At 61.1% G+C, this 14068-nt stretch carries 13 protein-coding genes; 5 read left to right on the top strand and 8 right to left on the bottom strand.

What is annotated here, in order from left to right; genetic code table 11:
- The 8 genes from C8E02_RS02285 to C8E02_RS02250 form a co-directional block, all read right to left on the bottom strand.
- A partial coding sequence (locus C8E02_RS02285; protein WP_120809477.1) for a type VI secretion system Vgr family protein occupies positions 1-854 on the bottom strand: 854 nt, incomplete at its 3' end.
- A 15-nt stretch (positions 855-869) separates the two neighbouring features.
- Positions 870-1355: an OmpA family protein gene (locus C8E02_RS02280; protein WP_047968427.1), complete on the bottom strand. Its 486-nt coding sequence runs from the start codon at positions 1353-1355 to the stop codon at positions 870-872.
- 58 nt (positions 1356-1413) lie between these two features.
- The gene (locus tag C8E02_RS02275; RefSeq protein ID WP_120809485.1) at positions 1414-1911 is read right to left on the bottom strand and encodes an Hcp family type VI secretion system effector; all 498 of its coding nucleotides are present in this window, start codon (positions 1909-1911) and stop codon (positions 1414-1416) included.
- Positions 1912-2007: 96 nt separating this feature from the next.
- Positions 2008-3492: a type VI secretion system contractile sheath large subunit gene (gene tssC, locus C8E02_RS02270; protein ID WP_047968429.1), complete on the bottom strand. Its 1485-nt coding sequence runs from the start codon at positions 3490-3492 to the stop codon at positions 2008-2010.
- Positions 3493-3495: 3 nt separating this feature from the next.
- Positions 3496-4008 carry a type VI secretion system contractile sheath small subunit gene (gene tssB / locus C8E02_RS02265; RefSeq protein ID WP_120809484.1) on the bottom strand — a complete coding sequence of 171 codons (513 nt, stop codon included), beginning with the start codon at positions 4006-4008 and terminating at the stop codon, positions 3496-3498.
- Between the two features lie 42 nt (positions 4009-4050).
- Positions 4051-5070, bottom strand: a complete 1020-nt coding sequence (gene tagF / locus C8E02_RS02260; RefSeq protein WP_120809483.1) for a type VI secretion system-associated protein TagF — start codon at positions 5068-5070, stop codon at positions 4051-4053.
- Between the two features lie 16 nt (positions 5071-5086).
- The gene (tssM, locus tag C8E02_RS02255) at positions 5087-8989 is read right to left on the bottom strand and encodes a type VI secretion system membrane subunit TssM (protein WP_245961044.1); all 3903 of its coding nucleotides are present in this window, start codon (positions 8987-8989) and stop codon (positions 5087-5089) included.
- 54 nt (positions 8990-9043) lie between these two features.
- The gene (locus tag C8E02_RS02250) at positions 9044-9871 is read right to left on the bottom strand and encodes a M15 family metallopeptidase (RefSeq protein ID WP_245961043.1); all 828 of its coding nucleotides are present in this window, start codon (positions 9869-9871) and stop codon (positions 9044-9046) included.
- Between the two features lie 254 nt (positions 9872-10125).
- Here C8E02_RS02250 and tssJ point away from each other — a divergent pair, with 254 nt between their 5' ends.
- The 5 genes from tssJ to C8E02_RS02225 form a co-directional block, all read left to right on the top strand.
- A complete protein-coding gene (gene tssJ, locus C8E02_RS02245) occupies positions 10126-10599 on the top strand; it encodes a type VI secretion system lipoprotein TssJ (RefSeq protein ID WP_245961042.1) in 474 nt (157 codons plus the stop codon).
- Between the two features lie 68 nt (positions 10600-10667).
- Positions 10668-12014, top strand: coding sequence for a type VI secretion system baseplate subunit TssK (gene tssK, locus C8E02_RS02240; protein WP_120809479.1), 1347 nt, complete (start codon positions 10668-10670; stop codon positions 12012-12014).
- An 82-nt stretch (positions 12015-12096) separates the two neighbouring features.
- Complete coding sequence (icmH, locus tag C8E02_RS02235; protein WP_238377378.1) at positions 12097-12732, top strand: type IVB secretion system protein IcmH/DotU; 636 nt, start codon at positions 12097-12099, stop codon at positions 12730-12732.
- 3 nt (positions 12733-12735) lie between these two features.
- Positions 12736-13215 (top strand): type VI secretion system baseplate subunit TssE, encoded by a 480-nt coding sequence (tssE, locus tag C8E02_RS02230; RefSeq protein ID WP_120809478.1) that lies wholly within the window; start codon positions 12736-12738, stop codon positions 13213-13215.
- Positions 13215-14068: type VI secretion system Vgr family protein (locus C8E02_RS02225; RefSeq protein ID WP_120809477.1), on the top strand; the 854-nt coding region annotated here is incomplete at its 3' end. The genes tssE and C8E02_RS02225, both read left to right, overlap by 1 nt.

Raw genomic sequence — 14068 nt, 5'->3', positions numbered from 1 at the left:
TGCAGGCTGGATTGCAGGCGGGCACCATCCAGCCCCTGCTCGATCGCGGTCTCGTCGCCGCTGTGGCCGGTGGCCACCGGCTGGTAGTCGTAAGTCGCCAGCGCCACGCTGCCGCTGACGATCTGTCGTGCACCGTCCCAGCGGGTGAGACCGTCCTCTTCCTCGGTGGCATCGCTGCGATGGAAACGCACGCGGCCAACGTTGGCCGCCGGCAGGCTGTACGGGTCGTCGAAGGCCAGCAGCTTGACCTGCGGCGACTCACCGTCCAGGTGTTCGTAGCGCCAGGAGAGTCCCTCTTCGCGCAGCAGGCGGCAGATGAAATCGTGGTCCGATTCGCGGTACTGCAGACAGTAGCTGCGCGCCGGCAGCGGGCCGGCCAGCGCGAAGTCCAGGCTCTGCACCGCGGCGAACAGCGGGTTGGCCGCGGCGTGCTCGGCAAAGAGCTGGCGCACGATGGCGTCGACGCTCAGATCCTGGAACACGCGCGAGGTCTGGCGCAGGCGCAGTAGCGCGAACGGCGGCTCGACAGTTAGCGCGTAGCGGGCAAAACCGCCATCACTCGCCAGCGCCTCGGCGGCGCTGACCACGCCGCAGCGCAGGCTCTCGTCACCATCGGCGCTGGCGATGCCAAGCCGCACCGGCAGGCCGAGCAGTGACTTCAACTCAATGCCGTCATCCGCCGACAGACACTCGACGCGGAAGCGGTAGTCGCCGGCCAGCGCCTCGTCACCGGACAGGCTCAGCGGCAGCAGCGCCTCGCCCCAGCGGCTGCCGTCGCCCAGTTGCAGGGTGAGCAGGCGCTGGTCCTGGTTGAAGGCGGACGCGAAGCTGGCGAGCAGGTCGGGGAGGTTCATGGGGATTAGTACGGGTTAACCGTTGAAAGTAACGCGGGCAGCGTGCAGGCGCTGCACGGTGTCGATCTTGAGGACGATGCGCTTGGCGGCAATGCCGTTGTCTACCAGCAGTTTCTTGACGGTTTCTGCCCGAGCACGGGCCGCGGCCGGTGCATTGCCTACTTCACGGCGGTCACAGTAGCCAGTGATGATGATCTGTTTGGCAATGACCAGCGCCGGGGCAAGGGCACGGACCTGTTGTTCGGTGAGGGGGCTCAGCTTGGCGCTCATCTTGTCAAATGGCACCAGTGTCGGGTCGGCGACGACGGCCTTGTTGCCGGTGGCTTCCTGCACTTTTGCGGTAGCCTGCTCCACGCCTTCTGCCACTTTCACGACAATGGCCTTGCTTTCCTGGGCCTGGACGGTGGCTGGGTCGGGGGGCGGCGTTTTGTTCTTGCGGCTATTGGCACAGCCCAGCAGCAGTGCCGTGCTGATAGCCAGAATGGTGAGGCGATAAAACATGATGCATCCCTTCAAGGCCGGAGCCGCGATGCAAGGCGGACTCCGGCCGGCAAAACGCTTAGGCGATTACTTTATTGGCAGTCAGGTCCCAGCCGGCGCTGACGTTACCGCCACCTGCGCCGTCGGCACGTTTCTGCTGGGTGTAAGTCCACTTGATCTTGCCGTAGCTGAAGCTGACCTTTTCGCTGGGGAAGCCGGCATCGTTGGCGGAACCATTCGGTTCAACTTTGGATACCAGAACCTGCTCCATCTTGATTTCCATGTACTTCACCTTGTCACCGCCGGCACGGCACAGCTCGATGGTGATCTCCTTGATGTGCTTGCCGGTGCAGCATGCCTCGTAGATCTTCGGGCTGGCCTTGTCCAGGAAGTGGGTGATCTCATATTGGCCGTGGTTGACGCGTTCCGCGGTGGCGCCGCCGGCGGAGCTGGCCGTCGCCTGGGCTGGCTGTTCGATCAGGTGGGAAAAAGACTGGATTTCGATCCAGTCCTTGTGTTGGTCATCGGTGCTTTCGCCCGGAATGCCGTCGATTTTCAGAAAGGCGTCAAAAGCCATGTGGTTCTCCTAGGTGACAAAAATGGAAGCGTGGCTTCCGGAATGCATGCTCCGGTCACGCCGGCCGGTGAGGCGGGAGACCGGAGCGTCTCGGCGTTAACCTGCCGGCTGAGGCAGCTCGGCAACCAAACGCAGGGAAATGGTGAGTTCGTCCAGCTGGAAATGCGGACGCAGGAAGGCCGCGGCGCGATAGACACCGGGTTTGCCCGGTACCTCCACCACGTCCACACGCGCCTCGCGCAACGGATATTTGGCCTTGGCTTCCTGGCTGGCGGAGTCGTCCAGCAGCACGTATTGCGCCAGCCAGGTATTCAGGAAGTCCTGCACGTTCTGGCGTGAGGCAAAGCTGCCGATCTTGTCGCGCATGATGGATTTCATGTAGTGCGCAATGCGCGACACCGCAAAGATGTAGGGCAGCTGCGTGGACAGGCGGGCGTTGGCGTTGGCCGCATCGGTGTTGTAGGTCTTGGCTTTCTGTATCGACTGGCCACCAAAGAAGGCGGCGTAGTCGGTGTTTTTGCAGTGCACCAGCGAGATGAAGCCCAGGTCGGACAGCAGCTTTTCGGTGCGGTCGGTGACGGCGACTTCGGTCGGGCACTTGAGTGCCACTTCGCCGTCGTCGGTCTTGAAGGTGTGTGCCGGCAGGCCTTCTACCAGGCCGCCACCCTCCACGCCGCGAATGGCGGCCAGCCAGCCGTACTGGGCAAAGGCATCGGTCAGGCGGGCGGCGTAGGCGTAGGCGGCGTTGGTCCACAGGTATTTGTCGTGGTTGCTGCCATCGACGTTTTCCTCGAAGTCGAAGGCCTCTACCGGCACATTGTCACGGCCGTAGGGCAGGCGGCCGAGGACGTGTGGCAGCACCATGCCGACGTAGCGCGAGTCTTCCGATTCACGGAACGACTTCCATTTGGCATATTCGACGGTGTCAAAAATCTTGGCCAGGTCGCGCGGCTTGCCGATATCGGTGAAGCTTTCCAGACCGAACAGGCCGGGGGAGGCGGAGGAGATCAGCGGGGCGTGGGCCGATGCGGCCACATGGGACAGCTCGTCCAGCAGGTAGAAGTCCTCGGGGTGACGGGTGAATTCGTAGTCACCCACCAGTGCGGCATAGGGTGCGCCACCAAAGGTGCCGTACTCTTCCTCGTAAATTTTCTTGAACAGGGCGCTCTGGTCGAACTCCGGCGAGGCCTTGAAGTCCTTGACCAGGTCTTTCTTGGAAGCATTGAGCACCTTGATTTTCAGCATGGTGCTGGTTTCGGATTGCATCACCAGATACTTCAATCCGCGCCAGGAGGCTTCCAGTTTCTGGAATTCGGGGTGGTGCATCACTTCGTTGAGCTGAGCTGACAGAATGGCATCCAGTTCGGCAATGCGCGCATCGATGCTGGCACTGAGGTCGCGCGACACCGTGACGCTGCCATCCAGTACCTGGGCGACGAGTTCGCCGATCAGGTCACGGGTATGGCCCTTTTCACTGTCATTGGTGGCGATGCGGCTCTGGTCGATGATGCTGTCCAGCAGGCTGCTGGCATCCAGCGCGGCAGGGTTGGCTGCAGTGTCCAGTTGTTGTGCTGTGCTCATGGCTTACTCCCCGGTGTTGTCGCTGTGGGCGGATTGGCTGATCTGGCGCAGCTTTTCGGTGTCGCGTACCACTTCGTCCAGCAGTTCTTCCAGCTTGTCGTTGCCGGCCAGCTTGTTGCGCAGGTCGGCCAAACGGGTACGGGCTTCCAGCAAACGCTTGAGCGGCTCGACCTGTGCCACCACGTTCTGTGGCTCAAAGTCGCCCAGTTCGTTGAAGTTCAGCTCCATCGCCAGTTGGCTGCCGTCGTCCTGCAGCCTGTTGTCCACCTTGATGGCCAGCCGCGGTGCCATGCCCTTGAGCACTTCGTCGAAGTTGTCGCGGTCGATCTGGACAAACTTGCGCTCTTTCATTTTGGGCAGCGGGTTCTTGCTGTGGCCGGAGTAGTCGCCCAGTACGCCCAGTACGAAGGGCAGCTCCTTGGTTTCGATGGCATCGCCGATCTCGACGTCGTAGGTGATCTGCACGCGGGGCGGGCGAACCCGCGACAGTTTTTTCTGGGTGCTTTCTTTGCTCATGGTGTGCTTTCGAAAAGTAGGGGCTGTCAGGGTTTAACGGCGTCAGGCGATGCTGCGGGCAAGGCTGGCGACAAGGTCGCGCAATTGCGCGACGCTGAGATCCGGGTCGTTCAGGCGCCGTCCCAGGATGTAAGTGGCTTCGGCATAGGATTGATGGCGGCGCCACGGCGCCTGTTCATCACCGATATCCACCACGAAGCGCTCGTTCAGCGGCTCTCCCCAGCACTGCGCCACGATGTGGGCATCCGGCGAGCGGGGCTGCAAGGCGAGGTAACGACCATCCGGGCGGTTGATCAGCAGGCACTGGGCTTCGTCGGCACCACTCGCGCTGGCGGCAGCCTGATACAGCGTTAGCCAGGTGGCGGCGGCCAACATGTCCTCGCCATCCGTGGCCGGCAGCGGCAACAGATAGGTCTGCGCGCACAGGCTGTCGCGAAAGCGGTGCTGCAACTGGCTGTGGAAGATGAAGGCCAGCAGGGTGGCTTCCAGGCTGTGGCCGTGCCGACGGCAGATCGCTTCGTCCAGCTGCTGCGCCGCAGTCATGGCCAGATGGTGGGACAGCAGCTGCTCTGCCAGCGCGACATCGTCGCTGGATGCGGCCCCGAACAGGGCCTGCGCTTCCAGGAACTGGCGGCAGGCGACCATTTCCACCGCGTTGTCGATGGCACTGGCCAGCTGGTCCTTCAGTCCGGAAAAGAACAGTTCGCAGGCCAGCAAAAGCACGGCCAGCGGCGGCAGCTCCAGGCTGGCCGGCAGCTGAGTGGCCGCCACCAGCGGGTAGTTACGGCCGCTTTCATCATGGCTGGGCTGAATCACGCCCAGTGACAGCCAGGCGTGATCCCGGCTGCGCAGCACGAAGCAGGAGCCGGGCATGTCGCGATAACGGCTGATCGCTTCCGTTGTCTGGGAGAGCAGGCTGATGCTGTCTGCCAGTAGTTGATCCAGCTGTGCCGCTGCCGGGTGGGTAGCGTTGAGGCGGATGAAGTCGCCACGACGTGGCAGCTTGCCGAAAATGCAGAACGAGGCTGCAACTTCCTGGGTACGTTTGAAAGTGAAGCTCAAGACCTTGCTCCCCCGATTACAACGTCACGCGCTCGGGCAACGTTAGTTTGTTGAGACGGCTTAACTGCAGCGGATTCACGCCGCTGAGTACCCGGAAATTGACCCGCACGATCAAGGGCTCGCCTTCGGCCTTACGCAATGACCAAGCCAGCTGGGTGCCATCCGGGCCTTCCTGCACGACTTTGGCGCTCGATAGCAGGCGCATCAGTCCCATGCCGCCAGGATGGTTGGCCACCACATTGTTGGCCCCGGTGTAGGACAGTGCCTGGATGCGGGCGCCTGCGGTCTGGCTGCTGCCATTCCAGGTAAAGGGCTGCCAGAGTTGCGGGCCGTTGCGATAGCGGAGTTCCTGGCCGTCGATGTCGAACACGATTTCCGACAGGCCGGGCGTGGGTTGCGGTTGCAGTTCGAAGCGCAGTCCGTCGCCATCCTGCAGCTGGCCGTTGGCTAGGGCGGACAGGCTGCTGACGCTGCTGAGGAAGGCCGGGTTGAACTTGATGCCCAGCTCGCCCCAGGCGCGCGGCACCAGCTCGTCGCCGCGTTTTTGCACCAAGCCGGCAAGGTATTTGTTGATGAAGCGGTCCAGGGTGCCGTCATTGGCCTTCAGGAAGCGGTTGATTTCGGCAATCGATGCCGTGCTGCCGGCATCGCTGAAGGGATACTTGGCGGCCAGCTGGCGCCATTGCGGCAACACCTCCGCGGCCCAGGCCTGATTGATGTCGGTGCTGACCGGGCCAAGCAGGGCACTGTAGGAGTGGCTGAGCGGGCGTACCAGCATCGGCCGTACCATGCCGATGGTCTCGGGAGTGCTTTGCGCCAGCAGCGCGTTGTCGACGTAGGCAATGCTGTCTGCCAGTTCGGAGCCGCTGTTGTTGAAGGTGGCTTGCAAGGTGGCACGGGACAGGGCGCCGGGATCGTCCGTGCTGGCAATCGCCCCCAGCTTGGCCTTCAACTTGGCCAACTGGTCGAGGTAGCCGTAGAGCGGGGCGTTCTCCCCCTTGACCAGTTGGGCGACGCCGGCAAATTGTTGGCCTACTTCGCCGTAGAGCTTGCCGTTTTGTGCACTATCACTGCTGCCGCCTTTAAGCAGACTGGCCGTTTTTTCCAGCACCGACTGCTTGGCCGTTTCCAGTGAGCGGTTCAGCTCTGACGGGTTGTCCCACGCCGTTTCCGTGGCGGCCCGTATCAGGATCAGCTTGATGGGCGAATTTTCCCGGTCTGCCAGACGCGTCATGGCCGATGCGGACTGTGCGGGAGAGGTGAAGTCGCGCACGGTGACGCCCTGCAGGAATTTTTTCCAGCTAGTGCTGTAGGCGGCACGGTACTGGGCTTCCAGGGCGGTACGGTTTTTCTCGCTGTCGCCATCCTTGCCGAGGTTGTCCTGGCTGCTTGCGGCCAACACCCAGTCATCGCTGCGGATTTCCCCCTTGCTGGCCTCCTCTATGGCTCCTTTGACATATTGATCCCATGCCTCGCGGGTAAAGGCGCCTTCCACCATCTGGCTACCTGCCATGATGTCCAGATCGCGGTTGTTGAGAATCCGCGCGACGGTCAGTGGCGAAAAGCGGGTATTGGCACGGGCGCGAATTTCGTTGAAAACCCGCTCTTCGGCCGACATGCGTTTGAAAGAGCCGCGCAGCACTTCACGGGCCTGGCTGACCACGCGCAGGTTGGGCGCAATCAATGGCAGATCCGGTGCCTTGACCTGGCTGATGTAGAACGCCAGCAGTTTTTCAGCGACCGCCATGATTTCTTCCGTGCTGTATGAGCCGCGCTGGGCTTCGAGGTAGGGGCGCCAGTAACGTGGCAGCTGGTCCGCCAGATGGGCCGCCTCCATGCGCTGCGGCTGATACAGCATCAGGTAGGTTTTCAGCGCGTTGTAGCTGGCATCCAACTGTGGCGCTTTGACTGCGGCCGGGGGCGCGGCAGCGATCTCGGCCGTGGCTGGCAGGGCAGGGGTGACGGCTTGCAATGCGGAAGTGCGCGCGCCGGGGGACCAGCTGGCGTGACGTAAACCAAAGCCGGCCGCTTGCCAGCGGTTGGCTGCCTGCGCTGGCGACGTGTGGCGCCACCAGGCTACATGGCGGGTGTGATGGACGCTCGCTGCCAGCACGACCGGACGTGCCCGGTAGTCATTGGCAATCGCGCCCAGCTGAATGTTGGGCAGCGGCCGGGCTTGCGGTCGTGGCCGGAGCTTGGGTCTGGGTTTGCTTGGCGCTGGTGCGACCGGTTTGGCTTGCTGCGCTTGTACCGCTGGCGGGGGCATGACCGGTGTTGGAGCGTGAGGCTGCTCCAGTGTCTGCAGGGTGGTTTCCAGGTTGCGTTGCACCGGTGTCAGCATCACAGCCTTGATACCGGCAAAGTACTCGCCACGCAGCGCCGTCTCCAGCGGTTCTCCCTGATAAAGGCCGACGCCAATCTGCCAGGGCGCCCCTTCGGTTCGGTAAGCCTGCAGCTGTTCCAGGCGGGTTTGCATCTGCTGCAATGCGCGCAGCTTGTCATACAACTGGCTGGATGCGGCCAGCTTGCGGGCGTCTTCCCGTTCCTTGCTGATATCCGCCAGCAATTGTTGATTGCCGATATAGGACCAACTCCACAGCGCGGCCAGAGTGCACAGCGACAGGATACCGGCGGCCATGGCGGCCATTCGCCAGCGACTGCCGCCACGGCCACTCTGGCGCGAGATCAGATGCTGGTCGGGAAACAGGACCTTGCGGAACAGGTCGCCAAGGAAAAAGCTGTAAGAGGCCGCCGCTTGTTGGCGGTCGCCCTGTGCCGGTGCCAGATCGAACTGGGTCTGCACCCGGCTGGCGGCGACGATACGCGGTGTGCCTTCCTGCAGGGCGCTGGTGAAGTAAAAACCGCGCAACAGCGGGCGGGCATGGTAAGGGTCGTCCTCGTACAGCAGGCTGACAAACTTCACCACGGCGTCCTTCAGCCCGTGAAATTCGATCGGGAAGGCAAAGTGTGCCGGACGTACCTGATCGCCGCGGTATTGCAGCAATTTCTCCTCACCGGCTTGCACCAGGCCGCGATAGAGCAATTCGAACTGTTGCGAAGCGACGGTGGCGGCATCGAAGCCGTGGCCCTGGTTGGCCGTCAGCGTGCTGCCCCAGACCCGATCGCGTTCTTCTTCCGGCATATCCTGGAAAAACTCGGCAAAGCCACCAAGCAGGTCAAGCTTGGTGAATACCAGGTAAATCGGGACGTGGAGCCCGAAGGTGCTGCAGACTTCATGAATGCGCTCGCGCACCTGCCTTGCGTACAGGGCAAACCCCTCGCTGTGATGCTGTGCCAGTTCCGGCAGACTGATGGCCACCAGAATGCCGTTGACCGGTGCTTTGGCACGGTGCTTCTTGAGCAGCTTCAGGAAGGCCAGCCACTCGCTTCGATCCTCGCTTTGCGTGGCATAGCGTCCTGCGGTATCTAGCAAGACGCCTTCGGTAGAAAAGAACCAGTCGCAGTTACGCGTGCCGCCTACGCCCTGGATGCCGCTCTTGTCGCTGAACGGGAAGCTGAGACCGGATTGCAGGATGGCAGAGCTTTTGCCGGCGGCGGGGTGGCCAATGATCATGTACCAGGGCAGCTCATACAGGGCTGCCGCGCCGCTGCTGCTGCCCAGCTTGGATTTCTTGAGGGTGTCGATGGCGGCCAGCAGGCGCTGGCGCAACAGGGTCACTTCGGCGCGCTTCTCTGAGCCGGCATGAATCACGGCGTCATCAGCCTGCTGGCGCAACATTTTTTCCAGCAGGCCACCGGCACGTTTTGCCAGTAGCTGGCCGATCAGCAGGCTGACGACCCATAGCAGCATGATTGCGATGATGCAGCCCAGCCTAGCCTCCATGGTCTCCAGCCCCAGCCACTCTCCAAGAAACCAGACCAAGGCGATCAGGATCAGAAACCCGACCGCCGAGGCCACCTTGGCATGTTGTCGCCAACCTTTTTTCAACACCGTGCTTACCTTCCTATTGGTTTATTGCTTGCGAGCCAGCAGCTGCCTTAGCGAACCGCTGCGCTCAATGTGGCCGTAATCCTTGAAGCTCCAGTTACCTCCCCAGGTCAGCGCTGCCGCCGTGGCCTCTTCGCCCAGTGCCTGATACGCCTGCATTGCCCACGGATCGCGTTCGGAAATCACTACCTTGCCGTTTCGTACCGGGGCCAGATCCACCGCCAGCCCATACTGGTGCTTGCTCTGGCCGCCTTTTGCCTTGGTAACCAGCGTGGCCTGGCCTGCCAATGCATCCTGTCGTTCCGGGCTGCGGTAGCCCTCCAGCAGCGTCATCGGGTAACCACGTGCTTCCAGTCTCGCCATGAGACGAAGCACGGTCTGGACGAAGGCCGCATCCAGCTTGTCCCAGCTACGGTCAGCCCGATTCAGCCGGGGTTGTTCGCTAATGGCGTCGCGGAAAGCTTCCGGGGGTAGCGGTGGTGGCGGAGCCAGTTGCTCCTCCTGCAGCGTCAACTTGATGCGCGAACTGTGCTTGTACTCATTTGGTATGAATTCTTCTGTTTTGTGTAAATTACTGAATAAAAGTGACAAAGCAACCGATGAGGCGGCTAAAGATATCGAAAAAACAGGTAAAAAAGCAATGACAAAGTGTTTTTTTATGGTTTCTATAAGTTTTTTTGTGGGCTGCAGCCTTGCTTCATTGGTGACATAGTGCAGACCAGTCTGCCATCCTGTTTGCAGGGGGTGCTCAGTTTTTCCATTCTTTGTTTTTATAGTAAGTGCTTTATTTATATGTGTTTTTGTGTAAAAAAATCTGAACCCAATCCAGATGATGGTGCAGATCAGCAGCATGGATGCGCCTGGTGCTAGATAAGGTTTCACGTGGTCGAGCCACATCACACTGCCTTTTTTTGATGCGTTTGTAATTAAACGGTTGATTTTAAATAAATATATAAAAATATATTATTTTGCAATTTTTTGTAGAAAAAATGCTTTTCAATTATAATAGTACTTTGGCATGTTTTCCAAGGGTGTCTACGCAGATGCGACATTGCAGAGCCAGAGGGTGGCTATGGACGAGGTGCCTGGGTTGGGGGCTGTTACCGATGGCATTGCTCGTGTCGGGCTGTGCTGGTGATGGCCCGGTCAGGCTTTCCGGGGATGCCGCTGCGATATTGAATCGCGATAGCCGGGGCAAGCCGTTGTCGGTTGTGGTGCGTGTCTATCAGTTGAAGTCAGATCAGGCGTTCAAGCGTTTAAGCATGGAGGCGCTGGCGTCAGGCAAGCCGGAAAAAGATTTGTTGTCGCCGGATCTGCTGGCGTTGCAGGAGCTCACCCTGTTGCCGGGATCGAAGGCGGAGATTGCCGATTTTGTGGTGCTGCCGGAATCGACGTACGTTGGACTGGTGGCGTTGTTTCGGCAGCCGGACAGGCAGTTCTGGCGGTTGCTGTTTGATGCCGACGCGGTGCGCAGCAAAGGGCTGCAGTTTCATGCAGAGGATTGTTATCTGCGCGCGCTCAAGCCCGCCGCCAGGCTCATGCCTGGCCAGCCGGGCTCGTTGCAGGTGGAGTGTCGCTAAGAGCCAGGGGCTCTTGGAGTCGTGTGCGTTTTGATGTATTGGCCGCTGGCCAAACGGATTGAGAAAAGATGCAACAAGCGAAACGTGTGCTGTGGGGAGAGGGAATGTTCCTGCGCCCGCAGCATTTTCAGCAGCAAACATTGTTTTTGGAGCAGGATGCGGCCATCCGGCAGCAGCTGTTGTGTCGGCATGTCTGGGGTGTGCAGCAATTGCGGCTGGACGAGTCAGCCCTCAAGGGCGGCCTGGTAAGGCTGGATGCACTGAGTGTGCTGTTTCGGGATGGCGCACTGTACCAGGCGCCGCAGGCAGCGCCGTTACCACTGTCGCGTGACCTGTCGTCGCTGCCACAGCTGGGGGTGACAACCACGTTGTATGCCTGTTTGGCGGATTTGCAGCCATACGGCGGCAATACGCGTAGTGGTGAGAGCACCGGGCGGCCGTGCCGTTATCACAGCGGCGGCGAGGAGCTTGCCGATCTGTACACGCAGGCATTGCCAGCGGAAGTCGCGGTGCTGGAGCCGGATGTGCGGCTGATGCTCGAAGAAGAAAATCGCGATGGTTACGATGCGATCGCACTGTGCCGGCTGCAGAAAGATGCGACCGGACAGTGGGTGGTAGCGGAGGATTATCTGCCGCCGATGCTGACCATCGCGGCAGCCGGGGCGTTGCCGCAGTTGCTGCGTCGCCTGCTTGATATCTTGCTGGTGAAAAGCCAGGCCCTAGCCGGTGCCCAGCGTGAAAAAGCCAAAAGCGTCATGGAGTTTGGTTCCAGCGATATCAGTGCTTTCTGGTTGCTGCATACCGTCAACCGCAACTTTGCCCGCCTGCGCCACTTGTCGCTAAGCAACCCGCTGCATCCGGAGGCGCTGTACATGGCGCTGGCAGAGTTCTGTGGCGAACTGCAAACCTTTTCTACCCGCTTTGCACTGGCGGATATCCCGGCTTATCGCCATGAGGAGCTGTACCCGGTATTTGCAGCTCTGGACTTGCAGATACGCGAGCTGCTGGAAACGGTGATTTCGGCACGCTATGCGGTCATTCCCTTGCATTCCCCCAAACCTTCTTTCTACATCGGACGACTGGAGAGCGATCGCCTGCTGGAAAACGTCGATTTCTACCTGTCGGTGCAAAGCGAGCAGCCGGCCAGTCAGGTACTGGACAACGTGCCACTCAAGCTCAAGATCGGCGCGCCGGACGATGTCGAGAAGATCCTCAACTCCGCCATGCGTGGCGTGGCGTTGAGCCATGCCGCGCAAACACCGTCTGCCGTGCCGGTGCGGGTGGGCAATCACTACTTTGCCTTGCAGCCGCATGGCGACATCTTCGCCCGCATGCTGCAGTCACGCAGCATCTGCATCTATGTTCCGCAGACCTTGTCCGGTTTGAATCTGGAACTGATTGCCGTTTTCCGTTGAGGCCAACATGAGTCAAGCCACTGTTACCGAAACTGCCGTACCAACCGAGTCAGCTATCACCGTCAGCAGCACGGGACCCAGCATGCGCGAAATGCTGGAAGACGGCGTTTATCTGTTGTTCCTGTTGAAGGACGGCAATGCGCCGGGCAGCAGCGTGGAATTCAATCGCCGTGTCGATCAGTTCCTGCAGCAGTACGAGCGCAATGCCCGCAACTTCGGCAAGTCGGCAGATGCCATTGGCCAGGCAAAGTATGCTTTTTGCGCATTGCTGGACGAAATCATCCTGTCGTCGGATTTTCCTTTGCGCGATGAGTGGGAGCGTATGCCGCTGCAATTGCGCCTGTTCGGTGACCACCTCGCGGGAGAGGGCTTCTTTAGTCGGCTGGAGCAGTTGCGACTCGATCCGGTACGTCATATCGAAGCCCTGGAGGTGTACTACACCTGCCTGTTGCTGGGTTTTCAGGGGCGCTATCTGTTGGAGGGTGAAGAAAAGCTGGGCTATCTCAAGCACAAGCTGGGGCAGGAAATTCAGCAAGTCCGCGGCGGCAAGGCTGACTTTGCGCCCAATTGGCAATTACCGCAGCGCTTCCAGGCCTTCGTGCGGCACGAGTTGCCGATGTGGCTGTATTTTGCCTTGCTGGCAGTCGCTGCTGCGGCAATCTGGGGTTCCTACCACTGGTTGCTGGGGCAGCAACTGGCCGAGCTGTTCGGGATCTAGTGCATGAGTGGCTTGCGACATACCCAGATACTGCCATCCGTGCTGGATCGCCTGCTGGACGACCAGCCTGATCTCAGCCATGGCAGCGAGCAGCTGCTTTTCGAGTTGCCGCAATTTCGCCGTTCCCTGGCGCGCGACCTGGAGGCGCTGCTCAATACCAGAGTCATGGCGCAGCCAGAACTGTATGCCGCCCATCCACTGGCGGATGACAGCATGTTGCAGTTCGGTATTCCCGATCTCAGCGGCATCAGCCTGCTGAATCCGGATGATCGCGAATTGCTGCGCGAACAGCTACGCCGTGCCATCGAGGTTCACGAACCTCGCCTGTCCCGGGTACGGGTGAATCTGGATGCGCCGCGCGAGCTGGAGCGGCACCTGCGCTTCCGGGTAGATGCTGTGCTGAAAGTGCACCCGCACCGCCCGCCGGTCAGCTTTGACGCCACGCTGCAACTGTCTTCCAACGTTTACAAGGTGCAGGGTTGATGAACCTCCCCGACCTGCTCGCCAGCTTCGCGTCCGCCTTCAACCAGGACCAGCGCCTGCTCACCCTGCAACTGGGCGACGGCAGCCGCTGGGGCGAGGCGCTGCTGCCGCTGAGCCTGTCCGGTGACGAGGCGCTGGCCGGCGACTACCGCTTCCGCGTCGAGTGTCTGTCGGCGGATGACGGCATTGAGTTGAAGTCACTGCTCGGCCTGCCGGTGCGGCTTGGCATCGCCAGCGCCGATGGTGACGAGAGCCTGCGCTGCGGCGTGGTCAGCGCCGCCGAGGCGCTGGCGAGTGATGGCGGTTTTGCCCGCTACGCGCTAACTGTCGAGCCGCCGTTCGCGCTACTGCGCCTGCGCCAGACCTCGCGCGTGTTCCAGGATCTGAGCGTCGACGCCATCGTGCGCCAGCTCTTTGCCGAGCACGCCGCGGCCAACCCGCTGTTCGCCGCGGTGCAGAGCCTGGACTTCGCGCTGGCCGGCCCGCTGCCGGCGCGCAGCTACTGTCTGCAGTACCGCGAATCGGACCACGATTTCATCTGCCGCCTGCTGCGCGAAGAGGGACTCTCCTGGCGCTACGAACACCTGGACGGTGAGTCGCCGCAGGTCAAGCTGCTGGCCTTCGACGACCCGTACAGCCTGCCGGCGGCCAACGTTGGCCGCGTGCGTTTCCATCGCAGCGATGCCACCGAGGAAGAGGACGGTCTCACCCGCTGGGACGGTGCACGACAGATCGTCAGCGGCAGCGTGGCGCTGGCGACTTACGACTACCAGCCGGTGGCCACCGGCCACAGCGGCGACGAGACCGCGATCGAGCAGGGGCTGGATGGTGCCCGCCTGCAATCCAGCCTGCA

It is taken from the genome of Vogesella indigofera (genome assembly GCF_003633895.1).
Lineage (GTDB): Bacteria > Pseudomonadota > Gammaproteobacteria > Burkholderiales > Chromobacteriaceae > Vogesella > Vogesella indigofera.
The sequence above is the reverse complement of the archived record's forward strand: the minus strand, read 5'-3'. Positions and strand labels throughout refer to the sequence as shown.

Coding starts and splice junctions, on each gene's coding strand:
- C8E02_RS02280 (WP_047968427.1), bottom strand. CDS start 1,355: ATGTTTTATCGCCTCACCATTCTGGCTATCAGCACGGCACTGCTGCTG.
- C8E02_RS02275 (WP_120809485.1), bottom strand. CDS start 1,911: ATGGCTTTTGACGCCTTTCTGAAAATCGACGGCATTCCGGGCGAAAGC.
- tssC (WP_047968429.1), bottom strand. CDS start 3,492: ATGAGCACAGCACAACAACTGGACACTGCAGCCAACCCTGCCGCGCTG.
- tssB (WP_120809484.1), bottom strand. CDS start 4,008: ATGAGCAAAGAAAGCACCCAGAAAAAACTGTCGCGGGTTCGCCCGCCC.
- C8E02_RS02250 (WP_245961043.1), bottom strand. CDS start 9,871: ATGCTGCTGATCTGCACCATCATCTGGATTGGGTTCAGATTTTTTTAC.
- tssJ (WP_245961042.1), top strand. CDS start 10,126: ATGGCATTGCTCGTGTCGGGCTGTGCTGGTGATGGCCCGGTCAGGCTT.
- tssK (WP_120809479.1), top strand. CDS start 10,668: ATGCAACAAGCGAAACGTGTGCTGTGGGGAGAGGGAATGTTCCTGCGC.
- icmH (WP_238377378.1), top strand. CDS start 12,097: ATGCGCGAAATGCTGGAAGACGGCGTTTATCTGTTGTTCCTGTTGAAG.
- tssE (WP_120809478.1), top strand. CDS start 12,736: ATGAGTGGCTTGCGACATACCCAGATACTGCCATCCGTGCTGGATCGC.